Genomic DNA, 24,331 nt, shown 5'->3' with positions numbered 1-24,331 from the left:
CTTTATTCCTTTTTATCGTCGCGATCCGCGCCTTTAGAAGTGTCTTTAAAAAAGAAATCGTAAGGATTGTCCTCTAGCCTAAACATCGCGCCTTGAAATTCTCTAAGTGATTTTTTTAGCTCGCCAAGAGTGTTTTTTGCCTCCTCAAGCGTAGGATCCAAGATCGCTTTTAGATTGTATTCGCCGCGATCGATACGCTTAGTGATGATACCTGCGGTTTTATCCAGTGAATTCGATAGATTGGCAGCACTCACGGCAAAAGCGTTTAGATTATCTAGCAGCGCGTCCAGCTCCTTCTCGCGCTCGTTTAAATTTGCTATGAGAGTATTTACGTTAGCAAGCAGCGCGTCTAAGCTTTGGAATTTTTTCTCATCACTTAGCTCGGCGCTAAATTTATCCATCGAAGATAGAATTCTATCCACTTTATCGGTATTTTGCTTAGACAACAGCCCGTTAATCTTAAAGATCATCTCGCTCACGCTATCGGTGATGACTTCAGCTTTAGAGCCGATTTTATCAAGAAGCGTCTTATCCAGCGCAATTATCGGCTTTTTATCATTCGGCGAGAAAAGCTTGCCACTTCCTTTCGTGATATTTATAAACGCGATTCCGCTGATGCCTTGAGATTCTACCTTGGCGACGCTATCTTGCGAGATCGGCAGCTTGCTTTTTACTGAAATTTCAATCTCAATAATCGCATTTTCGATATCGGCAAAATCGATGCTTTTAATAATGCCCGCATTTACGCCGATAAATTTAACTTCGGAATTCTCCTTAATGCCTACGGGAAGCTCTTTTGTGTGGATATAGTAGGAGCGGTAGCTCTCGCCGCGGTCGGTCTTTGTAAGCATCCACCACATAAACGCCGTAAGAGCCGCGACGCAGATCATAACAAATGCGCCTACTATAGTATATGAAGTTCTATTTTCCAATCTTTTCTCCTAATTTCAGAGCGTAAAATTTAAGCCCTAAGATATGCCTTAAAATAGCCATTTGGGCTTAAATTTTAAAACTTAGCACTTTCTCAAATAGCCGCAAAATTTGCAGAATCATCTGAGTTTAAATTTTAAAGCTTAGCGTGCATTTTGAAATTTCAAAATATCGTCGCGCCGTATTTTAGCGTAAAATTTTACCGCCCCGGTTTAAATTTAACGCCGCTTGCTCGCCGAAATTTTAAAATTTCAATGCGCTATCCGATAAATGCGCCCTTAAATGCGACCCGACTGAATTTTAAAATTTCGATTGAGCCGCTAAAGTCTAAATTTTAAAATTTAAGCCCTGCGGAGCCTGGAATTCCTCGCTAGGTTTAAAATTTAAAATTTTCCCACCGCTATTTTAAAATTTCAGCTTGCACCTATATAAATTTTATCCGATTTTACCCGCCGCGATGCGTATTTTGGCTCGGTAAATTTCAAAGTTCAATCCCTTTGCCGCATCTTAAATAGCTCTTCAAGGGGGTTATCCTCCAGGTTTGAAATCTCTTTTATGCTTCCTTCAAAGGCAATTTTTTGATTATCCACGATCAAAAACCGATCCAAAATGTCAAAGATACTATCCACATCGTGCGTGACCATCACGACCGTGACGCCGAGGCTGTCTCTAAGCTCGCAAACAAGCCTATCAAGGGCTCTGGCACTGAGCGGATCAAGTCCCGAGTTTGGCTCGTCCAAAAATAAAATTTCAGGGCTAAGTGCTAGCGCGCGAGCCAGCGCTACGCGCTTTTTCATACCGCCGCTAAGCTCGTTTGGGCTAAGCGCGGCGGCCTCCTTCTTAAGCCCCACCTTTTGGATCCAAAACATCGATAGCTCATCTATCTCGCGCTCGCTAAATTTAGAGTATTCGCGCAGCAGCACGCCTACGTTTTCAAGCACGCTCATCGAGCTGTAAAGCGCGCCGAACTGAAACATCACGCCGCATTTTAGGCGGATCTCGTTTTGCTCCGCCTCGCTTACACTCCAAATATCGCGCCCAAAAATTTTAATCTCGCCGCTTTGCGGGCGCTTTAAAAATATGAGCGTTTTCATCAGCGTCGTTTTACCGCTGCCGCTGCCACCTAAAAAGCCGTAAATTTCGCCCTTTTTGACGCTAAAGTTTACGCGATCGTGCATAATGCGCGATCCGTACGCGGTAGTAACGTCGCGCGCGACTATGATTTTGGAGGTTTCGCTAGACTGCGCTTGCTCGCTCATAGCCCGATTTCCGAAAACAAAACCGCAAATACCGCGTCGATCGCAATGACCCAAAATATCGCATTTACGACGCTAATAGTAGTGTATTCGCCGATGCTTTGGGTATTTCCTTTTACTTCGAAACCCCGCATGCAGCCGATGATAGCAATGAATGCCCCGAAAAACGGCGCTTTAATCACACCTACTAAAAAATGCCTAAGCTCTACAGAAGCCTTAAATCTATCCAAATAATCGCTAAAGGCTATGTCTAAATACGCGTCACACACGATCATCTGAGCAAAAATACTTACCGAATCTGCGATAAAAATGACTAGCGGCATGATTAGTACCATCGCGATAATGCGCGGCATCGCAAGAAAATAAAACGGATCAAAGCCCATCGTCCTCATCGCATCGATCTCTTCGGTGATCTTCATCACGCCGATCTGCGCCGTAAAGCTCGAAGCCGAGCGACCCGCGATAACGATAGCGGCGATTAGAGGCGCTACTTCACGAAGCGTCAAAGCGCCCATTATATCGATGATATAGATGCTGGCGCCAAATTTAGAAAGCATATCCGAGCCGATGTAAGCAAGCACGATACCGATCAAAAACGCTGTCAATGAGACGATGAAAAGCGCGTCTATGCCGCTATCTTTAATGAAATTTACGGTTTCTTTGAAACGGAATTTCATCGGATGAATTACAAAAGCCGCGAGTTTGGAGAAAAACTCGCCTAAAAAGCCAGCAAGGCTTAGCAAGCCTAAAATTCCAAGATGGCAATAAAGCCCGATCTGCGCTAAAAAATTTAGCCTGCGAGACTCGGGTACGTAGCTAAAATCGATCGTTTTATCATCCATAAAGCTCAGAATTTTGGCAGCTTTGCAGCTATTCTCTACAAGGCTAACCCGCTTGCCGGCAAGGGCGTTTTTGATCATCAGCGCCATGAAATAGTCTAAATTCGAAATTTCGCTTAAGCTTAGCTCCAGCTCGTTTAGATTTTTTACCGCTTTTTTTAGTGCAAGCAGCTGGGCGCGCGAGCTTTTATAGTTCCACTGCCCGCGTAGCGATAGGGTATTTTTCCCACCCGAGCTTTCGAGCGAAAAGGCTAAATTCCGCAAAAATTTCTCTCCAAAATCAAAAAATAGGGGAAATTATAATATAATCAACCTTGGCATTTTATAAAATTTAATGGAGATTTATGCTCAGAGGCTTTTTTACAAATAGCGCAGGCACGCTGGTTTCGCGAGTTTTGGGTTTCGTGCGCGACCTGCTTACCGCATCGGTTTTGGGCGCAGGGATTTACAGCGATCTGTTTTTCGTAGCGTTTAAACTACCCAATCTTTTCCGCAGACTATTCGGCGAGGGAGCCTTTACGCAGGCGTTTTTGCCTAGCTTTACCGCCGCGCGCAAAAAAGGAATTTTTGCCGCAGCGGTGCTAATAAAATTTAGCATTTTCATCGCGCTTTTAACGGCGCTCGTGCTGCTTGCCGCGCCTGTTTTTACTAAAGTTTTGGCATACGGATTTAGCGCCGAGCAGATCGGTCTTGCGGTGCCCTACGTGCGGATAAATTTTTTCTACCTCACGTTTATCTTCGTCGTTACGCTCTTTGCCTCGCTGCTTCAGTATCGCGACCACTTCGCTACGACGGCGTTTTCGACTGCGCTTTTAAATTTGGCGATGATCGCGGCGCTTCTGCTAGCTCGCGGCAAAGACGGCGCTACGGCGGTGCTCTATCTTAGCTTCGGCGTCGTAGCAGGCGGACTTTTGCAGCTTGCGGTGCACGTTTATGCGTTGAAATTTACCGGTATGCTACGCGTCTTAGCGGGCGGCTTTGCGCGGCTTGCGCGGGGCGATAAAGCACAAACGCAGGGCTTTTATAAAAATTTTTTCGCGGGCGTACTCGGTGCGTCGGCACTTCAGCTAAGCTCGTTTATAGATACCTTTTTTGCGAGCTTCCTTGCTAGCGGCAGTATCAGTTATCTTTACTACGCCAACCGCATATTTCAGCTGCCGCTCGCGCTTTTTGCGATCGCGCTTAGCACGGCAATCTTTCCGCGAATGAGCAAATTTGTAAAAGCTCACGACGACGCGCAGGCTCTGGCGCTCGTGGAGCGCGGATTTTACTTCCTTTTGACGCTGCTAGGGCTTTCCGCGATAGGCGGCGTGATGCTGCGAAACGAGATCACGCAGCTGTTATTTGAGCGCGGAGAATTTACCCGCCAAAATTCTATCGAATGCGCCGCGGTTCTTGGCGCGTATATGGTAGGGCTCGTGCCGTTTGGACTGTCTAGGATTTTTTCGCACTGGCTGTATGCGAATATGAAGCAGAAGCTAGGCGCGAAAATTTCGATCTGGTGTGTTTTTATAAACGTCGCTTTGTGCGCACTGTTTTTTAAACCCTTTGGTGCGGTGGGACTTGCATTTGCAAGCACGATAACGGGGGCGTTTTTGCTCGGCTTCAACCTCTATTTTTTTGGATTTAATAACTTTTTAGCTATAATCCGCGCAAAAAAAATTATTGCGATCGCGGCGCTTTGTGCAGGCGAAGCGGCGATTTTATATATTTTAAAAGGCTTGTATTATGGTAATTTATGATAGTTTAAGCAAAAAGAAGCTCCCGTTTAAGCCCATTAGCGAGGGGTTGGCGCGCATTTACGCCTGCGGCCCGACCGTTTATGACGACGCACATTTAGGGCACGCAAAAAGCGCCGTGAGCTTCGATCTGCTGCGCCGCGTACTACAAGCGGAGGGCTATGAGGTTAAATTTGCGCGAAATTTCACCGACATCGACGATAAAATTTTAAAAAAGATGGTGCAGAGCGGCAAGAGCCTGGAGGAGATTACGGAGTTTTACACCCGTAGATATTTGCAGGATATGAGCGCGCTAAACGTCGAGGACGCGAGCATTTCGCCCAAGGCGACCGAAAATATCGCCGCGATCTGCGAGCTCATATTCTCGCTTCTTCAAAAAGGCTTTGCCTACGAGATCGCCGGTGACGGCATCTACTTCGACACGCGCAAGGACGGGGATTATCTAAGCCTTAGCGGTAAAAAAGAGGGCGTCGGCAAAAACATCGCCCGCGTCGCCTCAAACGATGCCAAGCACGACGAGAAGGACTTCGTGCTGTGGAAATTTGACGAGAATTGGTTTGATAGCCCGTTTGGCAAAGGGCGCCCGGGCTGGCACAGCGAGTGCGTCGCGATGATTTTGGCGCACCTTGATAGCGGCGATCCGCAATTTTGCATAGACATTCACGCAGGCGGCGCCGATCTGCTCTTCCCGCATCACGAAAACGAAGCCGCGCAGTGCCGCTGCGCCCGCCATAGAGCGCTAAGTAAATACTGGCTTCACAACGGCTTCGTGCAGGTAAATAACGAAAAGATGAGCAAGAGCCTCGGCAACTCCTTTTTTGTAGGAGACGCCCTAAAAATCGCACCCGGCGAGGCGCTGAGATTTTATCTTTTAAGCTCGCATTATAGAGCAAATTTTAATTATTCGATAGCCGATCTACTTGCGAGTAAAAAGAGGCTCGATAAAATTTACCGCCTTAAAAAGCGCGTCCGTGACGTTTTAGCTCCCGCTGCGGGACAAAATTCTGCGCCCGAACTGCCCGCTACAGAGGCTAAATTTAGATCGGAGATGATGGAGTTTTTAAGCGATGATCTCAACACCTCAGGTGCGCTTGCGGTGCTCGATAGCTTCGTAGCAAGCGCGAACGAAGCGCTTGATCGCGCGCCAAAAGATAAGGCGCTAAAAGCCCGTATCGCCGCAAATTTGGAGTTTGCAAAGCAGACGCTCGGAATTTTATATGAGGACGAGACCGAATACTTTCGTTTCGGCGTGAGCGAGCAGCAAAGAGCGCAGATCGAGGAGCTGATAAAACAGCGCGGGCGGGCGAAGGCGGAAAAGGACTTTGCGCGTGCGGATGCCATCAGGGCACGCCTTACGGATATGAAGATCGAAGTGATGGATACGCCCGGCGGCACCGTTTGGGAGGTCGCAGCGGAGTAAAACGTAAAATTTAGCGTAAAATTTTATGTTAAATTTTATGATTTTTTACGATGAGAAGCGTAACTCCGAACGCTAATCCGCGCGAAAATTTTAGCGCGATTTTATTTGCCGTATCACGATACGGCGGTGTGATTTTATTTAGCGATGCGATATGTGGCGCGACGCGGCGACAGAGGCGCGAGGTGGATAGCGATTTTCATTCGTCGGCGCAGCTGATACGGCGGCGCGATATAGCGCGGTACAGCGGTAGCACTACGGATCGTCTGTGCGTAAATTTCAGTGCGATTTTATGGCAACTGGCAATACAGAGTTGTGCCGCAGCGCAGTAAAAAGCAGCACTGCCGCGCACCTGTGCGTAAATTTTAACGCGACTAGGTGCAGTGGAATATGTTGCCGCAACGCGCAAATTTCGGCGCGATTTTTATTCGGCGATATCGTATATAGTGCGCAGCGATGAAAGTCACGATTTCATTTGGCGATACGGCTGATGCAGCGGCAAAACCACAAGGCAGGCTGCGATTTTCATTCGGTAGCGCGGCGGTGCGAAAGAGCAATGCGGCGCGACGATGTGAAGTCGTGATATAACGCGATGTAATTTATGATACGGCCTTTGAGCGCTTTATGGTGTCTCAAAGCGTTCAGTGTTTAAAGTGGCTTGCGAAAGAGAAAGATCACTATGAATAAAAATTCGCTTGCTTTAAGCGCTTAGTGCTTTAAAAGCGGCAAATAAAAAAAGCTAAATCTCGGCATCGTTCGTGCGGCAGCGTATGTGGGCGGATAGATTTAGTGAACTTGCGAAGTGCAAATTAGTCCCGCACCGCCCCATAAATTTCGTGCTGCCTCGCGGTCGAAATTCTAAAATTTAAGGAATTTTAAAATTTCAGAATTCTTAAATTTAAAAAATTTGGGGATTTAAATTTTAAAAATTTTATAAAAAAGGATTGTATTTGAACGGTTTTAAAACTTTACTATCGCGCTTTAAGCCCTATTTTAGGGATTACAAGCCGCAGTTTGCATTGGCGATTTTGGGTATGGTGATGACGAGCGTAGCGACTGCTGCGAGCGCGAAGCTGGTCGAACCCGTTTTAAACAAAATTTTCGTCGAAAAAAACGAGCCATATCTCTATACGCTTCCGATCGCGATCATCGTGGTTTTTGCGATGAAAAGCGGCGGTGCGTTTATGCAAAACTACTTCACCGCCTTCATCGGTCAAGACACGGTGCGCCGCTTTCGCGATAGGCTCGTCGCAAGCCTCGTGCGGCTGGACGTGGATTTTTTCAACCGTTTCCGCACGGGCGAGCTCATCAGCCGCACGATCAACGACATAGAGCGTATCCGCGTCGTGGTTTCAAACATGATCCCCGATTTTTTCACGCAGATCATTACGATTTTGGGGCTTTTGGGCGTCGTGATCTATCAGAGTCCAAAGCTCTCGTTTTTCGCGCTCGTGGTCTTTCCGTGCGCGATATATCCGCTCTCTCGCCTTGCAAAGCGGATGAAAAAAATTTCGCGCGAGTCTCAAGAGAAAACATCCGATATCTCCTCTGCGCTCAGTCAAATTTACTCCAACATCGAAATTGTTAAGGCAAGCAACGCCGAGAGCTTTGAAGTGGAGAAATTTAACGCCGAAAACAAGAAATTTTTCGGTCTAAATTTAAAGGCGGTCGTAACGGCGTGCCTGGTAAGCCCGATCATGGAGATGCTAGGCGCCGTGGGCATCGCCGTAGTGATCATCGTCGGAGGGCAGGAGGTCATCGCAGGCCAGATGAGCATCGGCAGCTTTTTCAGCTTCCTTACGGCGCTTTTTATGGTTTACACGCCGATAAAAAAGGTCTCCTCGCTCTATAACAACATGCAAGACGCTATCGCCGCGAGCGAGCGGACGTTTGAGCTCATAGATTTGGAGCCTACGATCGTAGGCGGCGGCAAGCAGATGGGCGAGATCGGCTCGGTGAGCTTTTGCGACGTGTCGTTAAACTACGGCGACAAGGCGGCGCTGAAAGATATAAGCTTCAGCGTCAAAAAGGGCGAAATTTTAGCGCTCGTCGGAAACAGCGGTGGCGGCAAAAGCTCGGTCGTGAACCTGCTGATGCGTTTTTACGACGCAAGCAGCGGCAAAATTTTATTCAACGGCAACGACGAAATCGGCGAGTTTAGCATCCCTAGCCTGCGCGAAAACATCGGCCTGGTAAGCCAGCGCGTCTATATTTTCAACGACACGATCGCACAAAACGTAAGCTACGGCGCGGAATTTAACGAGCAGCGCGTCATAGAAGCACTCAAGCTCGCCAACGCCTATGAGTTCGTAAGCTCGATGAAGGATGGAATTTACACCGTGCTTAGCGAGTTCGGCGCAAACCTTAGCGGCGGGCAGCGCCAGCGTATCGCCATCGCGCGCGCGCTGTATAAGGACCCACAAATTTTAATATTCGACGAGGCGACTTCGGCGCTGGATAACGCAAGCGAAAAGGAGATCTCAAACGTCATCGAAAAGATCAAACAAAGCAAAATCGTCTTTGTAATCGCGCATCGCCTCTCTACGATCGAACGCGCCGATAATATCGCCGTGATGAAAAACGGCCGCATCCTCGCCATCGGCACCGACGCGAAGCTGACGGGCGAATGCGAGGAGTATCGCGGTCTAAAGGGGATCATGCAAAATGGCTAGAGCTTTAAAATTCTGCGCCTTTTGCGCCCCGGTTTTGCTCTACGAAATTTTAAAATTTTATCTTTGAAGTAAGCCGCATAAATTTATCCGCAAAGATTGAAATTTTACCTTGAAATTTAGCCACGCGGATTGCGGTTTTGGCTGCAGGGCTTTTTGATAAAACTCGTCTCTTTGATGCGACGAGGCACGACTGCTAGAGCTTTAACGTTTGGATTAAAATTTTATCTTAAAATTTCAGCGCTTCGTTGCGAGCCGCCTCTAAATTTAAACGCTCACGTCGTTTTAAAACCGCTGCGATAAAATTTTATCGCACGCTGGGCTTTTCGGCGCGCTACCTACACCTGATCTTAGGCATCTGCGATAAAATTTTGGCTTGATTTTTCTTTATAAATTTTCGCATCTTTTTAAAATCTCTATCCGAATCAAAATTTTTCAAATATTTTGCCATAAAAACCGAGCTTTAATCAATAAAAGGCTACAATACGCCAAATTTAATTCCAAGGAAAAGTCATTGTTTGAATCTATGCGCGCGGCACGCTCGCTAAGCCCCCTATTTCTGGGGATTTTCTTTATGTTTATCGGCGACGCGCTAGTCATCGCAAGCGCGGGCATCATGCTAAAAGAATCTGGCCACAGCGAGCTTGAGATCGGACTAATTTCGGCGTTTTTCTTTTTAGGGGCGATCTTTAGCGGCTTTTTTGTGCCTTCGATAATTGGCGCACTCTCGTACGTGCGGGCATACGCAGTCTTTACGGCGCTTTTCGGCATCGCGGCGATGCTGCATGATCTTGGCTCAAACCTCGTATATTGGGCGATTTTGCGCTTTATTTTGGGCTTTTGCTACTACGCGCTTTTGATGATAATCGAAAGCTGGATAAACTCAAAGATCACAAACTCCATCCGCTCCCGAGTGCTCGCGATCTACGAAGCGGTTTTTTACGGCGCGTTTGCGATAGGAGTTATAATTTTGGCGCTAAATTTCGGAACGATGAAAGTTTTCGTGCTAAGCGCATTTTTTATCATCCTAGCGCTGCTGCCGGTAAATCTAATCCGCTTCAACCCTCCTAGAGTCCCCGCTCGCATGCGAGTTTCTATGCCGCAAATTTCAATAGTGCCGCCGCTTGCGTTTGCGACGGTGGTTTGCGCGGGCATTTTGATTAACGGCTTTTTTTCGATGGCGAGCGTTTTCGTGCTAAGCGCAGGGCTTGGAGTGGGCTCGGTGGGCGCATTTATGGGATCGGCGATGGCAGGAGGGTTCTTGGCGCAGCTCGTCTGCGGTACTATTTCAGATAAGTTCGGTCGCAAACGCGCCATAATGATAGTTTGCGTCGTGGGTCTTACTTCCTGCGCGGCGCTATTTTTTGCTAAAAGCTTCATCCTAACGTGCGCACTTGCGTTGATGTTAGGATTTGGCGCCTTCCCTTTGTATTCGCTCGCCATTGCGCGCGCAAACGACTCCATCACCGGCGAGGGCGCATCTCGCGTGCAAATTTCGGCGGCGATGCTTTTTATCTATTCGAGCGCGTCACTATGTTCGCCTTTAATAATCGGCGCGATGATGAAATTTTTGGGCGCAAACGGCTTTATCTGGGTGTTTTTTGCAGCGATGAGCTTTTTATTTATATTTGCTATTTTCCGTCCCGAGATCGCGCCTAAAAGATAGCTTTAAAATTTTAAATTTTTTCGTAGATCAAAAATTTATAATAAAACGCCGCGATTGCAAACATAAAGCCCATGCCAAAGGTGATTTGCGAAAGCGAAAATCCAAGCTCGAAAAAAAATCCGATCGCAGCCGACACGAGCGTCGCGACGATGAAATACGCCATGTCGTTGTAGGCGATGACGCGCCCGAAAAACTCCCTATCGACGTGGCTTTGCAGCTGCGTAAAAGAATACGACCACACCGTCGTGATGAAAAATCCCGCCGCGATCATGCCCGCAAACGAAAGCCAGTAGTTAAACTCCAACACCGCCCACAGCGCGATGCCCGCAAACTGCCCCAGCAATAGCCAAAAAAACGTATGTTTATTCACGATCTTGCTTAGCCATATCTGTCCGAAAAACGCGGCCGCCGAGCGCGACATATTCATAAGCCCGATGACTAGCGAGGCGCTTAAAATTTCTTTGTATTTATACTTCGCAAGAAGCGCGATGAGATTGTCGTAAGTAGTGACGGCGACGAAGGCGTGAAGAACGATGAGATGCACCACCAAAGGATGAGAGCGCAGGTAAGAAAACCCCTCCTTTAGCATCTTAAACACCGGCTCTGGCGCGTTTCTTGCAAGGTCTTTAAAATTTAGCCGCAGCAGGATAAAAAACGAAAAAACGTATAAGCAAAAATCCAAAATAAATGCCGCTCGCACGCCGAAATAGTGGATAAAAATACCCGCGCTCGCCATTCCGAAAGTATATGTGATCGTCCAGATAATACCCGTCATCTCGTTAGCAAGCTTGAGATAGGGGCGGCTTAGAAATTTCGGCAGCGTAGATGATTCGGTTTGAAAAAACAGCGTGCCTGCGACGCTGCGCACGACCACGATCAAAAGCAGCAGCCACAAATAATCCAAGCTATCGATAAAAATCAGCATGAAAATACTGATCATCTCGGTTATAAACATCGCCGTCATCAGAGGCTTTGGTTGAAATTTATCCACGATGATGCCGTTAATGGGCGCTAAAAAAACGTTCGGCACGAACGAAACGACGCCCACCGCCGTAATCGCCCACACCGGCGCGCCAAGCTCAATCAGCAGCGTAGCGATCCCAACGACTGAAAACCACAAGCCGAACATACATATAAAACCCGCCGAAAAGAGCAGTCGGTAGTTGCGTGAATGGCGAAGCAGCACGATGTATCTGATCATAAAATTTTATCCTGTAAATTTAATATAAAAAACCTAGCGAAATTGTATCACGACGCGCCTTAAAAGCCAAAATAAGCTAAAAATGCTATAATTGCGAAATTTTAATTCAGGAGTGAAAATGGAAGGGTTCGTAACTACGGTAATAGTATTTTGCGTCCTCATCGCGGCAATTTTAAAGATGGGGGTCAAGATCGTCTCGCAATCGGAAATTTTAATCATCGAGCGGCTGGGTCGCTTTCACAAGGTGCTCGACGGCGGATTTCACATCATCGTGCCGTTTTTTGATGCGGTGCGCGCGAAGATGAGCGTGCGCGAGCAGCTCGTGGACATCAGCAAGCAGCAGGTCATCACCAAAGATAACGTCAACATAAGCGTCGACGGTATCGTGTTTTTGAAAGTCATCGACGGTAAGATGGCGCTTTACAACGTCGAGGATTATCGCCGCGCGATTTCAAATTTAGCGATGACGACGCTACGTAGCGCGATCGGCGAGATGAGCTTAGACAGCACTCTTAGCTCGCGCGATCAGCTAAATTCCAAGCTACAAATCGCTCTGGGCGACGCTGCGGATAACTGGGGCGTAAAGATCATGCGCGTGGAGATCTCCGAAATTTCGGTACCGCACGGCATCGAAGAGGCGATGAATATGCAGATGAAGGCCGAGCGCGAAAAGCGCGCGATCGAGCTTAAAGCCGAGGCTGAAAAAGCGGCTCTCATCCGAAACGCCGAAGCGCTAAAGCAGGAGAAGGTGCTCGAAGCCGAGGCGATCGAGCGTATGGCGGATGCAAAAAAATATGAGCAGATCGCGCTTGCGCAAGGTCAAAAAGACGCGATGGACAATATAAATTTAGCGATGAGCGCTTCTAGCTTTGCGGCGGAATACCTGCTCGCGCAGGGTCGCGTAAACGCTTTCAGCGAGCTATCCAAAAACCCGAGCAAGGATAAAATTTTGATCCCTTACGAAACGAGCGAGCTTCTCGGCTCTCTTAGCGTGCTTAAAGAATTCCTCGGTAAAAACGGCGCGAAGGAGCTCAAATGAACGCGCTGATTTTTATCATAATCGGCGTGATTTTGGCGATCGTCGAGCTTTTGGTGATGGATTTTACCTTTATATTTTTCAGCGCCGGATTTTTCATCACGGGGCTTTTGAGCTTCGGCTTTCAGCTTGATTGGGACGTACAAATTCTGCTATCTTTCGTGCTTTCTTTCGTGCTTCTGATCGCACTTAAAAGGCCGCTAAAATCACGCTTTTTCAAACCAGAAGAGAAGCATGAGGATAATTTTTTGGACGAAAGCGGCACCGGCACCGTCAAAAACGGCATGGTTTATTTCAAAAGTACGTTTTGGAAAAGCGATGAAATTTCAGATCTGAACGAGGGTGACCGCGTCGAAATTTTAGGCGTAAAAAACGGCCAGATCGTGGTTAAAAAAGATAGCAGTCGAAATTCTAGCGGCGCAGACGGCGTAAATTTAAATGACGGCGACGCAAATTTAAGCGACGCCGACAGCACGAGTACCGACGATAAAAATTCTAACGCCGCCGCAAGCGATGCAAATTTAAAGGGAGCCAATGGCTAGAATGAGCGCCGATGAGGCGCTAGAGCTGATCGAACACGCCGATCTGAACGAGCTTGGACGCGCGGCGTTTGCACGCAAGCGCGAGCTGCACCCGGACCGCGTCACGACCTTCATCATCGATCGAAACATAAACTACACCAACGCCTGCATGGTGGATTGCAAATTTTGCGCATTTTATCGTCACGCAAGCGACGCAGACGCCTACGTGCTGAGCTTTGAGCAGATTAGCGAAAAGATCGAGGAGCTCATCGCCGTGGGCGGCACGCAAATTTTATTTCAAGGCGGCGTCCATCCGAAGCTGAAAATCGAATGGTACGAGGACCTGGTGGAGTTCATCCGCAAAAATTACCCTAGCATCACGATCCACGGCTTCTCGGCAATCGAGATCGATTATATCGCGCGCCTTAGCGGCATCAGCACGATTGAAGTGCTTCGCAGGCTGCAAGCCAAGGGGCTATACTCAATGCCCGGAGCCGGAGCCGAAATTTTAAGCGATCGCGTGCGAGAGCTAGTAGCGCCGCGCAAAAGCGACAGCGCCACGTGGCTTAGAGTGCACGAGGAGGCGCACAGCATCGGCATGAAAACGACTGCCACGATGATGTTCGGCACGCTGGAAAGCACGCGCGAGATCGTAGAGCACTGGGAAAAAATCCGCGAGCTGCAAGACCGCACGGGCGGCTTTCGAGCGTTCATTTTATGGAGCTTTCAGGGGCAAAACACCCGCCTTTTGCGCGAGCACCCAGAGATCAAAAAACAAAGCTCGAACCGCTACCTGCGCCTACTCGCCGTCTCGCGGCTATTTTTGGATAATTTCAAAAACATCCAAAGCAGCTGGGTCACGCAGGGCAGCTATATCGGGCAGCTAGCGCTGAAATTCGGCGCGAACGATCTTGGAAGCACGATGATGGAGGAAAACGTCGTAAAGGCCGCGGGCGCGAGCTTTCGGATGAGCAAGGACGAGATGATAGCGCTGATCCGCGACGTGGACGAAATACCCGCCAAGCGCAACACCAACTACGATATTTTGGAGACTTACGCTTAGGGCGTGAGCTTTTGCGTGTTTGCAGCAGGAATTTTGTTCGCTTGCGGCTAGAATTTAGCGGTAGAATTTTGTCTTAAAACAGATAGCGAATTTTCGTGATCGTGAGCGTGGAATTTCGCGGCAGGATTTAAAATTTTGATATCGGTACGGGTTCAAATTTACGGATGCAAGTGAAATTTATGTAATAAAATTTCATTCCGCTATGGAATTTCGCCTTAAAATTTTTTGGACGCGAAATTCCGTGTCGCGGCGTTTTGGGCGCTGAAATTTTACAAAACGTGCGGCGCGATTAAATTTTAAAATTTTAAGCAGGACGGGCAAAACTGCCTTGGCGCGAAATTTCAAAAACTATCCCGGTGCAAATTTAAAAGCGGCGCGTTTAGCTGCGTCAAAATTTTAAAATCGCGCCCGAAAGAACGATGAAATTTAAAAATTTTATAAAGGAAAACGATGGAAAAAAAAGAGATTTCACTTAAAACCAAAGGCGGTAAGAGCACTAAAATCGACTTTTTGTATCAGTTCGACGATTCGCTGCCGGTGGCGAGCTTCAAGTTAATTTTTAAAGCAAGCGGCGCGGTGAGCGAGAAGACCCTGGGCCTTGCGCGCATCTGCGCGGGCGTTTTGGGCGAGGGCTCAAAGACGCTGGGAGTGAGCGAATTTCACCGCAAGCTCGATATCCGCGCGGTCGAGATCAGCGCCGCGAGCAATTTTGAAACCTTCGGCATCCAGCTAAACTGCCTAAAAGAGCACTTCGATTTCGGCTTAGACATGCTGCGAGAGCTGCTTAAAGAGCCCAATTTAACGCCCTCGGTGCTGGAAAAACTAAAAATGCAAACCATAGGCGAGATCGCCGTGCTAAAAAGCGAGTTCGATTACATCGCGACGTGCAACCTAAAAGCGCTTCTGTATCCGCGCACGAGGCTCGCTCAGCCGCTCATAGGCGACGAGGCGAGCGTAGAACGGATCACGATGAAGGACGTACGGGAGTTTTTCTCCTCGCTGAGTTTAGAGAATTTATACGTCGTTTTGTGCGGCGACGTGAGCGATAAAAACCCGAAAATCGCAGAAATTTTAAGCCTCTTCGCAAGCGGCAAAAAGCGCGAGCTACCGTTTTACGCGCCGAGCGATGCGAAAAAAATAAAGATCCAAAAGGAGCAGACGCAGCAGGCCTACATCTACTTCGGCGCGCCATTTACGATGCCAAAGGAGCAGGAATTCATCGCAAACACCGCGCTTTTCGTGCTCGGAAGCAGCGGTTTCGGCAGCAGGCTGATGGAGCGTATCCGCGTTAAGCACGGGCTTGCGTACTCGGTCTATGCGCGCGGCGATTTCGAGCTTAGCCGCCGCGAGTTTTGGGGCTATCTGCAGACCAAAAACGAAAATTTACAAAACGCCGCCGCGCTCGTAAAAGAGGAGATCGCGAAATTTATCGCATCTGGCGTGAGCGAAGCGGAGCTGAAAAGCGCCAAAAAATTCCTGATCGGAAGCGCCGTGCTACAAAAAGAGACGATGTTTAAGCGCGCGGCGATCGCACAGAGCGAGTATTACAAGGGCTACGCATTCGGCGAGTTCGAGCGAAATTTAAAGCGCATCGAGACGCTAAAACTCGGGGCGCTCAACGATTTCATCAAGTCGCACGACGAGATCATGAACCTAAGCTTTTCCGTCATTTGCGACGAGGCTGCCGCGAAAAAGGGGCTTAAAATTTAGCCCGCCGCAGCACAGCGAGTGCATACCTGCGACCGGCATAAAATTTGGGTAAATTTTAAAATTTGTAAAGCGGCGCATACGATATTAAGGCGCATACGGCGTTAAATTTTGTTTTTGCGCTCCGCCAGCGGGCGGCGCTAAATTTACTTTTTCGCTCCGTTTGCGGACGGCTTGCGTTTAAATTTAAAACCGCGCTTGCGTCGTGCTAAAACTTGCGAGGCTTTGCAGAAATGGCTAAATTTGCAAGTCTTATAAGGGCGGCTAAATTTAAAGGCGCCGTGCGCGGCTCGGCAAAATTTTAGCGCGCAAAATCAAAACCCGATTTCGCATGTCGTCTGTGTGCCGCGCTGTGGAATTTAAAAGATGATGCAGGCGTGCATCTCTTTCGGATCGTACGGTTCGCAAATCGCGCTATGAAATTTCAAGCGCTCGCGTGCTCAATTTTAAAATCCGGTGCGCGCCGCAAAGATACAGCCGCCAAATAAAACACGCGCAAGGCGGGTAAAATTTATGGGCGAAGCCGGCGAGCAAATTTGCCGCAATGGGTGAAATTCCGAGCAAATTTAAGCAAGCGTTCGATGCGGCGCATAGAATTTCGATCAAATTTAGGCGAGCGATTCCACTGCGGCGCATAAAATTTCGCAGCGCGAGGGCTTAAACCTATCAAATTTAAAGGATGAAAATTGATTTTTGAAGCAAAAGACGCGGCAGCGCTGCAAAAGGCGGGCATTACGACGCTTTTGGATTTGGCACTGCTTCTGCCCAAAAGCTTCGACGATCTAAGCGTTAGAGACGCGCCCTGCGCGGGCGAGAGCACGGCGGAGGTCGAGTGCCTCTTCCAGCACAGGCGCGGCTCGATGCTCATCGTCACGGCGCACTGCCTCAGCTGGGAGCGCGAGATCAAAATCGTGATTTTCAACGCCAAAAACTGGCACTTCGGCGCCTTTAAGCGCGGCAAAAAATTCTTCATCCACGGCAAATGCGACGAGAGCTTCGGCTCGTGGCAGTTCGTAAACCCAAAAATCGTAAGCGAGCCAGGCAGGATCGCGCCCAAATACAAAGCCGCGCTGAGCGATGCCGCGGCGCAAAAGCTGATCAAAAAATATCTAAGCGCGGGCGCGCTTCTAGGCTGCGGGCTGCGCGCGGAGGAGGCGGCGGTACTGCTTGCGCTACACGAGAGCTCGCCGCGCAGCGTGCGAATGCTAGCCGCGTTAAATAGGCAGCTCAAGGAAGGCGGCGCGGAAAATTTCGGCGAGCGCGACGACGTTTCAAACAGCGGCAAAATTCCAAGCGGCAGTGAAATTTTAAGCGATAAAATTTTAAATGGCAATGGAATTTCAGATAACGGCGAAATTTCAAGCTCGCAAAACTCCGCCGCCGCCAAAATTTTAAACGGCAGATCGCAAAATGATGAGATTTTGGGCAACAAAATTTCAAACTATCCGCGAAGCGGCGGAGTTTTTGCCTGCGAAGCAAAGCGCGGCGCGGCGAATGAAATTTTAAGCGGCGAAATTCCAAAGGGTGCGAAGACTTCACTCCCCCCAAGCCTCCGTGACGGCGAGATTGCGAGCGATAAAATTTTAGATGGCGATCAGCCTCGGGTACGCAGCGCGGAGATTTGCAATGACGAAAATTTTGGCGTTCAAAGCAACGAAGATTTTCTTGCCGTATACGGCGCAAAGGCGTGCGTAGATGAAATTTCAAACGACTTCAAAGCTGACAATAATACAGCTACAAGCAGCGATAAAATTTCAAACGACCTAGTATCCGGCACCCAAGCAGCACAGCTAGCAGACGTTCAAACAGCGACAGCCCAGCCCATGCTAGAGCATGTTGCGACCGAGCAGTCCATAGCCGAGCAAGCCGCACAACAAAATTTAAGTACCCAAGACGTAGATACGCAACCCGCAGCGGTTCAAACTTCAGACGTTCGAATCGCAGATTCGCAACTCGTAGCCGCCCAAACTCAAGACGCAGGTGCGCAAGCCGCAACAATCCAAACTTCAAACCAAGTAGCGAGCGCGCGAGCCGCGACTACCCAAACTTTGAGCGCACAAGCTACGGGCGTGCAACCTGTATGCAATCAAACCGAAAATCTTCAGACGGTAGTAGCCGTGCAGACCGCAACCGCAAAGCCTACGATCGCTCAGACCGTAAGCGCCGAGGCTGTTCAAGACGCGCTCGCCGCACCGATGAGCGCTTTGCGCGATTGTGCCGCCCAACCTACGCATTATCAAACTGAAACTATCCAGACCGCAGCCGCCCAAGCTACGACCGCCATACCTACAATCGCTCAAATTGCAAGCGACGCTGGAACTGTCCATGCCGCCGAGGCCGTCAGGAGCGCAGCCGTCACGCAGATGAGCGGTGCTATGATTTTACGCACGCTGAAATTTGTCGAAATTCTAAACTACCTGCAAAAGCTAAGCGCGAAAAAAACGAGTTTCCCGGCGCAAATTTATCCGCTGCGCGACATCTCTGACTGGCTTGCTTCGCTGCCTTTCGAGCCTACGCGCGATCAGCTAAGCGCGATAAAGGACATCGCTAGCGATCTGCAAAGCCCTTTGGCGCGCCGCCGCGTCGTCATGGGCGACGTAGGCAGCGGCAAAACGCTCGTCATCCTCGCTAGCGCGGCGATGAACTACCCGCGCATCAGCTATCTGATGGCGCCTACGAGCATCTTGGCGGAGCAGATTTACGCCGAGGCGCGCCGTCTGCTGCCGCCGCAGATCAAAGTCCTGCTCGTAAAAAGCGGCGATCGCGAGCCGAATTTCGCAGACGCGCACCTTATCATCGGTACTCACGCCCTGCTCTACCACGAGCTTGCGCCGTCAAATCTCATAATGGTCGATGAGCAGCACCGCTTCGGCTCGAATCAGCGCGAAAAGATCGCGCGCCTCACGGGGAGCGGCGAGTTTCGCGCGCATTTCATTCAGTTTAGCGCCACGCCGATACCGCGCACGCTGAGCATGATCCAGTCCGAGCTCGTGAGCTTCAGCTTTTTAAAACAACTGCCGTTTGAAAAACAGATCAAAACCAAAATCCTACAAAACGACGGATTTGCGGGCTTTATGCAGGATCTGCGCCGCGAGCTCGCCGCGGGCAATCAAGCAATCATCGTCTATCCGCTAGTGCAGCAAAGCGAAAGCTCGGTCTATCAAAGCCTTGAGGAGGCGGCGCCGTTTTGGAAGGCCCAGTTTGCGGACGTGATGATTACTCACGGCAGCGACAAGGACAAGGAAGAGATCCTGCGCCGCTTCCGCGATGAAGGGCGGCTGCTGATAACCACAACGATCGTCGAAGTAGGCATTTCGCTGCCGCGGCTTAGCGTCATTTTAATCGTGGGCGCCGAGCGAATGGGGCTCGCGTCGCTTCATCAGCTGCGCGGGCGCGTCGGGCGCAAAGGCCAGGCGGGGCGCTGCTACCTCTACACCAAGCTCAAATCTCCGCCGCAGCGCCTGCGTGAGTTCGCAGCGACGCTGGATGGATTTAAGGTCGCAAATATCGATCTGAAAAACCGCCAGGGAGGCGATCTGCTGGGCGGCTCGGTGCAGCACGGCGCGATGTTTGCATGGTATGATTATGAAGAGGACGTGACGGCTGCGGCAAAGCAGCGACTAAAGGACATAGGACGGGGTGCGTGAAATTCTACGAGGCGCGATAGAATTTAAACGTAATTTAGCCGCGGCAAAATTTTACGAAGCGAATGCGATTATAAGGTAACGGGCGATCTGATATAAAATTTGAAATTTCACGGCGCAGATTGCAGCGGATAAAATTTAGAGCTTTACCAAGCGTCGTTTGCTTTTAATTTCTAAAATTTATGCAACTTAAAGTCCAAAAAGGAGAGCAAAATGGCTTACGTGACCTACGACAAGGCAAAATGGCACTGGGGCGCGAAAAATGCGCCGACAGATATCCCGCAGGAAAACGGCGCGACGCACATCGCGTTTTTCTTCCGCTGGTGCATGGAGTGCAAGCTCTACTCCAAGGACTTCGCGGCGGATTTCGCGGGCGATATAGCGCGGATGGACGATAGCTTTGATTATCGCGGGTATTTCTTTGGCGCCATGGACGGCGTGCTGGGCAGCGACGAGCTAAACACCGCGGGCAAGGCCTTCGCAAATGCCTACTACACCACGGACCGCACGAAATTTGCCAAAACGCACGGCTGGTATTTGCAAGATTACGACGATTTCGTCGCGCGCAAATTCGGCGATAAAAACTTCGACAACGCCTATTTTTACATAGAAAACTCGCCGCAAAATTACGCCGAGATCAAAGAGATCATCGATCGCCGCTACGAGGAATTTTTGGCGACGAAAGCGGCGAAGTAGAAATTTTACCGCCGAGCTTAGCCGGTTTAAAATAGACGCCTAAGCCAAAACGGTGCGCGATGCAAATAAGCAGAACCGACACGAAGCGGCAGCGGCAGGGCTTAAAATTTAGGTAAATTTAACTATAATCGCCGCAAAAATTTGAAAATTTTAAAATTTCACAAAGGATTTTATAGATGATCAAAGCACTTCGCGGTATGAACGATATTTCAGGCGAGCAGGCGCGCATCTACTCGCAAATTTTAAGCGTGTGCGAGCGCGTGGCGCGCAATTACGGCTTTTGCCTCATCGAAACTCCCAAGCTTGAGCAGACCGCGCTATTTCGCCGCAGCGTCGGCGAGAGCAGCGACATCGTCGGCAAGGAGATGTATGAGTTTAGCGACAAAAGCGGCGATAGCGTCTGCCTGCGCCCCGAGGGCACCGCAGGCGTCGTGCGCGCCTTTATCGAAAAAAAGCTAGACCGCAGCGGCGGCGTGCATAAATTTTATTATCAAGGCTCGATGTTTCGCTACGAGCGCCCGCAAAAGGGGCGCCTGCGTGAGTTTCATCAATTCGGCGTCGAGTGCTTCGGGCAAAGTAGCGTCTATGAGGACGCGAGCGTGATTTTGATGTTAGCTCAAATTTTACGCGAGCTAAATGTCGCCGCAACGCTTAAAATCAACTCTTTAGGCGATGAGGAGTGCATGCCTGCGTATAAAACCAAGCTCGTAAATTTCTTGCAAGAACGCAAAGATAGGCTCTGCGAGGACTGCCAAAGGCGCATCGACACCAATCCGATCCGCGTGCTGGACTGCAAAAACGAAAGCTGCCAGAAAATTTTAGCCGCCGCGCCTCTTATAACGGAAAATTTAAACGACGCCTGCGCCACGGAATTTGCGCAGCTGCAAAGAATTTTAACCCAAAACGGACAAAAATTTCAGATCGATCCTAAACTCGTGCGCGGGCTTGATTACTACTGCAAAACCGCCTTTGAGTTCGTTTCAAGCGAGCTTGGCGCGCAAAGCGCCGTAGGCGGCGGCGGACGCTACGATAGGCTCGTGGAGTTTTTAGGCGGCAGAAAGACGGCGGGCGTGGGCTTTGCGATCGGTATCGAGCGAATAGCCGAAATTTTAAAAACGCGTGAAGCCCCTCAAGAGCGCGAGGGGATTTATATCGGCGCGCTGGATGAGGCGTTTGTTAGCACGGCGTTTTCATTTGCGCTAAAGCTGCGAAAGCTTTGTAAAACTCAAATTTCATACGAGCCAAAGGCGCTTGCGAAGCATTTAAAGGCAGCCGACGGGGCGGAGGCGAAATTTTGCCTTTGCATCGGGCAGGACGAGTTTGATCGCGCCGAAGTGTGGTGTAAAAATTTAGAGGATCAAACCACCTTTGCGATCAAATTTAAAGAGGTCGAAGCATTTTTTAAGGATAGAGCATGAGCGATTACGGACTAAATATTTGGGGGAATTCCAACTTCACGATAGATGGGGGCAAACTATGCCTAAACTCCGATTTCAAGCAGCCTTTGGTGGATATAATAAAAGAGATCCGCGCAGACGGCGTGCGAGGCCCGATACTGCTGCGCTTCCCGCACCTCATCAAAAAGCAGATCGTTGAAATTTACTCAAATTTTAACCGCGCTATTAAGGAGTTTGATTACAAGGGAAAATTCCACGCTGTCTATCCGCTTAAGGTAAATCAATTCCCGGGCTTCGTTAAAAATTTAGTCGATATCGGCGAGCCTTACGGATACGGACTCGAAGCCGGCAGCAAGCCTGAACTGCTACTAGCGATGGCGTATAACAAATACGGCGCGCCAATTACCGTAAACGGTTTTAAAGATAAGGAGCTTATAAATATCGGCTTCATCGCCGCAGAGATGGGGCATAACGTAACGCTTACGATCGAGGGGCTAAACGAGCTTGAAACCATCATCGAAACGGCTAAGGAGCGGTTTGCGCCAAAGCCATTCATCGGGCTGCGCATCAGGCTGCATAACTCCGGAAGCGGGCTGTGGGCGAAAAGCGGCGGGATAAATTCTAAATTCGGCCTTACCTCGACCGAGCTTATAGAGGCGATAAACTTACTCAAGAAAAACGATCTCATCGAGCAGTTTACGATGATTCATTTTCATATCGGCTCGCAGATTACAGAGATCCATCCGCTTAAAAAAGCTCTCATCGAGGCGGGTAATATCTACACCGAGCTTCGCAAAATGGGCGCGAAAAATTTAAAATCCATAAATTTAGGCGGAGGGCTCGCTATCGAATACTCCCAAGCCAAAGAAAGCTCCAGCCGCAACTATACGCTAAAAGAATACGCCAACGACGTGGTTTTTTTGCTAAAATCGATCGCGCAGGATAAAAAAGAGGCCGAGCCGGATATCTTTATCGAGAGCGGCAGATACGTAGCCGCCAGCCATGCGGTGCTAGTAGCGCCGATTTTGGAGCTTTTTACCCAAGAATACACCGAAGAAAAACTCGCCCTAAAAAAGGATAATCCGCCGGTAGTCGCCGAACTATACGATCTGTATAAAACTCTAAAGCCCTCCAACGCGCTAGAGTATCTGCACGATGCTATGTCGCACATGGAGAGCGTGCTTACCCTTTTTGATCTGGGATACGTCGATCTAATCGACCGCTCAAACGGCGAAATTTTGGTTCATCTAATAATGCGAAAGGCGTATGGAATTTTAGGCAACAAGCAAGAATACAGCAATTTCTTAAACTCCCTAGGCAACGCTCAAGAGCGCTATTTGGTAAATTTCTCGATCTTTCAAAGCCTGCCAGATTTTTGGGGCATCAAGCAGCACTTCCCGATCATGCCGCTAGAGAGGCTGGATGAGCGCGCCACGCTATCGGCGTCGATCTGGGATATCACCTGCGATAGCGACGGAGAGATAGAATTCGACAGCCAAAAAAATCCGCTATTTCTGCACGATTTCGATCCTGAAAAAGAGGAGTACTTTTTGGGCTTTTTTCTTGTCGGTGCCTATCAGGAGGTGCTTGGCATGAGCCACAACCTCTTTGCACACCCCACCGAAGCGACCGTGATCTTGCGCGATGACGGCGGCTTTGAGATCAAGGACTTTATCGAATCTCAATCGGTCATCGACATCTTGGAGGATATGGACTACGACGTAGTAGATATCCGCGAAAGCCTAAACGAGCGCGTCGAAAAATCAAATCTTATCGGAGATAAAGAGAAAAAGCATATCCTGGGCGAACTATATCTGTTTTTAAACGACAATAGCTACTTAAAGACGATCAAATGAGTTTTTGGCAAATTTTAAAACAGGACTTCACCGAGCCCTTGCGTCAAGACCCCGCATGCAATAGCGTATTTGAGATATTTTTCTGCTATCCCGGCGTCTGGGCGCTAATAAATTATCGCTTCGCGCATTTTTTCTACGAGCGAGGTTTTAAGCTTGTAGCTCGCGCGATCAGCGGACTTACCCGCATAATCACCGCCGTAGATATAAACCCGGGCGCGCAGATCGGCTCGGGCGTGTTTTTCGACCACGCCACAGGGCTTGTCATCGGAGAAACGGCGATCATCGGCGATAACTGTCTGATCTATCAGGGCGTCACTCTCGGCGGCGTGAGCTTAGAGCACGGCAAGCGCCATCCGACGCTGCAAAACGGCGTCGTAGTAGGCGCAGGAGCTAAAGTGCTAGGCAACATCACCATCGGCGAAAATTCCAAAATCGGCGCAAATTCCGTCGTCGTAAAGGACGTCGCGCCAAACTGCACCGCCGTAGGAGTGCCGGCTAGAATTTTAGGCGGCTGCGAAAGCGATCCTTTGGCGCATAATAAAATTCCCGATATCAGCCAGGAGCTTATCAAATATCTCATCAAGCGTATCGAAATTTTGGAAGAGTGCATCTGCAGCGGCAGAAAAGATATCGCCGAAATGGATGAGGATCTCAATAAATTCTACGAAGAGTATCTGAAATCATTAAAATAAGA

General features: G+C 49.2%; 17 protein-coding genes. 13 read left to right on the top strand and 4 right to left on the bottom strand.

The genetic code is table 11. The annotated features are described in order from the left end of the window. Nucleotides 1–2: 2 nt before the first annotated feature. From QZ176_RS06995 to QZ176_RS06985, 3 genes are all read right to left on the bottom strand, one after another. On the bottom strand, nucleotides 3–932 hold the full coding sequence (locus QZ176_RS06995) for an MlaD family protein (RefSeq protein WP_295152304.1): 930 nt from the start codon (nucleotides 930–932) through the stop codon (nucleotides 3–5). 486 nt (nucleotides 933–1,418) lie between these two features. Beyond that, entirely contained in the window at nucleotides 1,419–2,189 is a 771-nt protein-coding gene (locus tag QZ176_RS06990; protein ID WP_295152302.1) for an ATP-binding cassette domain-containing protein, read from the bottom strand. Next, the gene (locus QZ176_RS06985) at nucleotides 2,186–3,289 is read right to left on the bottom strand and encodes an ABC transporter permease (RefSeq protein WP_295152300.1); all 1,104 of its coding nucleotides are present in this window, start codon (nucleotides 3,287–3,289) and stop codon (nucleotides 2,186–2,188) included. Before QZ176_RS06985 ends, QZ176_RS06990 begins: the two co-directional genes overlap by 4 nt. An 80-nt stretch (nucleotides 3,290–3,369) precedes the next feature. On the opposite strand from QZ176_RS06985, the gene murJ reads away from it, so the two are divergent. The 4 genes from murJ to QZ176_RS06965 all read left to right on the top strand — a co-directional run bounded on the left by murJ (nucleotide 3,370) and on the right by QZ176_RS06965 (nucleotide 10,516). Beyond that, the gene (gene murJ, locus QZ176_RS06980; protein WP_295152298.1) at nucleotides 3,370–4,767 is read left to right on the top strand and encodes a murein biosynthesis integral membrane protein MurJ; all 1,398 of its coding nucleotides are present in this window, start codon (nucleotides 3,370–3,372) and stop codon (nucleotides 4,765–4,767) included. After that, entirely contained in the window at nucleotides 4,754–6,184 is a 1,431-nt protein-coding gene (gene cysS / locus QZ176_RS06975) for a cysteine--tRNA ligase (protein ID WP_295152296.1), read from the top strand. The genes murJ and cysS overlap by 14 nt, the downstream gene beginning before the upstream one ends. Before the next feature lie 947 nt (nucleotides 6,185–7,131). Beyond that, on the top strand, nucleotides 7,132–8,853 hold the full coding sequence (locus tag QZ176_RS06970) for an ABC transporter ATP-binding protein (RefSeq protein ID WP_295152295.1): 1,722 nt from the start codon (nucleotides 7,132–7,134) through the stop codon (nucleotides 8,851–8,853). Nucleotides 8,854–9,364: 511 nt separating this feature from the next. Beyond that, complete coding sequence (locus QZ176_RS06965) at nucleotides 9,365–10,516, top strand: MFS transporter (protein ID WP_295152293.1); 1,152 nt, start codon at nucleotides 9,365–9,367, stop codon at nucleotides 10,514–10,516. Nucleotides 10,517–10,526: 10 nt separating this feature from the next. Here the strand turns inward: QZ176_RS06965 and QZ176_RS06960 are convergent, their stop codons facing one another. Further along, nucleotides 10,527–11,717, bottom strand: coding sequence for an MFS transporter (locus tag QZ176_RS06960; protein ID WP_295152291.1), 1,191 nt, complete (start codon nucleotides 11,715–11,717; stop codon nucleotides 10,527–10,529). Nucleotides 11,718–11,835: 118 nt separating this feature from the next. On the opposite strand from QZ176_RS06960, the gene QZ176_RS06955 reads away from it, so the two are divergent. The 9 genes from QZ176_RS06955 (at nucleotide 11,836) to cysE (ending at nucleotide 24,329) form a co-directional block, all read left to right on the top strand. After that, nucleotides 11,836–12,756 carry a stomatin-like protein gene (locus tag QZ176_RS06955; protein WP_295152289.1) on the top strand — a complete coding sequence of 307 codons (921 nt, stop codon included), beginning with the start codon at nucleotides 11,836–11,838 and terminating at the stop codon, nucleotides 12,754–12,756. Continuing rightward, on the top strand, nucleotides 12,753–13,295 hold the full coding sequence (locus QZ176_RS06950) for an NfeD family protein (protein ID WP_295152287.1): 543 nt from the start codon (nucleotides 12,753–12,755) through the stop codon (nucleotides 13,293–13,295). The genes QZ176_RS06955 and QZ176_RS06950 overlap by 4 nt, the downstream gene beginning before the upstream one ends. Continuing rightward, nucleotides 13,288–14,337, top strand: coding sequence for a dehypoxanthine futalosine cyclase (locus QZ176_RS06945; RefSeq protein ID WP_295152285.1), 1,050 nt, complete (start codon nucleotides 13,288–13,290; stop codon nucleotides 14,335–14,337). Before QZ176_RS06950 ends, QZ176_RS06945 begins: the two co-directional genes overlap by 8 nt. A gap of 450 nt (nucleotides 14,338–14,787) precedes the next feature. Next, nucleotides 14,788–16,047 carry a pitrilysin family protein gene (locus tag QZ176_RS06940; protein WP_295152283.1) on the top strand — a complete coding sequence of 420 codons (1,260 nt, stop codon included), beginning with the start codon at nucleotides 14,788–14,790 and terminating at the stop codon, nucleotides 16,045–16,047. A 2,360-nt stretch (nucleotides 16,048–18,407) separates the two neighbouring features. Further along, nucleotides 18,408–19,691 carry an ATP-dependent DNA helicase RecG gene (gene recG / locus QZ176_RS06935; protein WP_295152333.1) on the top strand — a complete coding sequence of 428 codons (1,284 nt, stop codon included), beginning with the start codon at nucleotides 18,408–18,410 and terminating at the stop codon, nucleotides 19,689–19,691. A gap of 210 nt (nucleotides 19,692–19,901) precedes the next feature. Further along, on the top strand, nucleotides 19,902–20,384 hold the full coding sequence (locus QZ176_RS06930; protein WP_295152281.1) for a hypothetical protein: 483 nt from the start codon (nucleotides 19,902–19,904) through the stop codon (nucleotides 20,382–20,384). Nucleotides 20,385–20,560: 176 nt separating this feature from the next. After that, nucleotides 20,561–21,802, top strand: a complete 1,242-nt coding sequence (gene hisS, locus QZ176_RS06925) for a histidine--tRNA ligase (RefSeq protein WP_295152279.1) — start codon at nucleotides 20,561–20,563, stop codon at nucleotides 21,800–21,802. Next, nucleotides 21,799–23,637 (top strand): biosynthetic arginine decarboxylase, encoded by a 1,839-nt coding sequence (speA, locus tag QZ176_RS06920; RefSeq protein WP_295152277.1) that lies wholly within the window; start codon nucleotides 21,799–21,801, stop codon nucleotides 23,635–23,637. The genes hisS and speA overlap by 4 nt, the downstream gene beginning before the upstream one ends. Then, nucleotides 23,634–24,329, top strand: coding sequence for a serine O-acetyltransferase (gene cysE, locus QZ176_RS06915; protein WP_295152275.1), 696 nt, complete (start codon nucleotides 23,634–23,636; stop codon nucleotides 24,327–24,329). Before speA ends, cysE begins: the two co-directional genes overlap by 4 nt. Nucleotides 24,330–24,331: the final 2 nt, after the last annotated feature.

Source organism: uncultured Campylobacter sp. (genome assembly GCF_905373215.1).
GTDB lineage: Bacteria > Campylobacterota > Campylobacteria > Campylobacterales > Campylobacteraceae > Campylobacter_B.
This window is presented reverse-complemented; position numbering and strand designations above follow the sequence as displayed.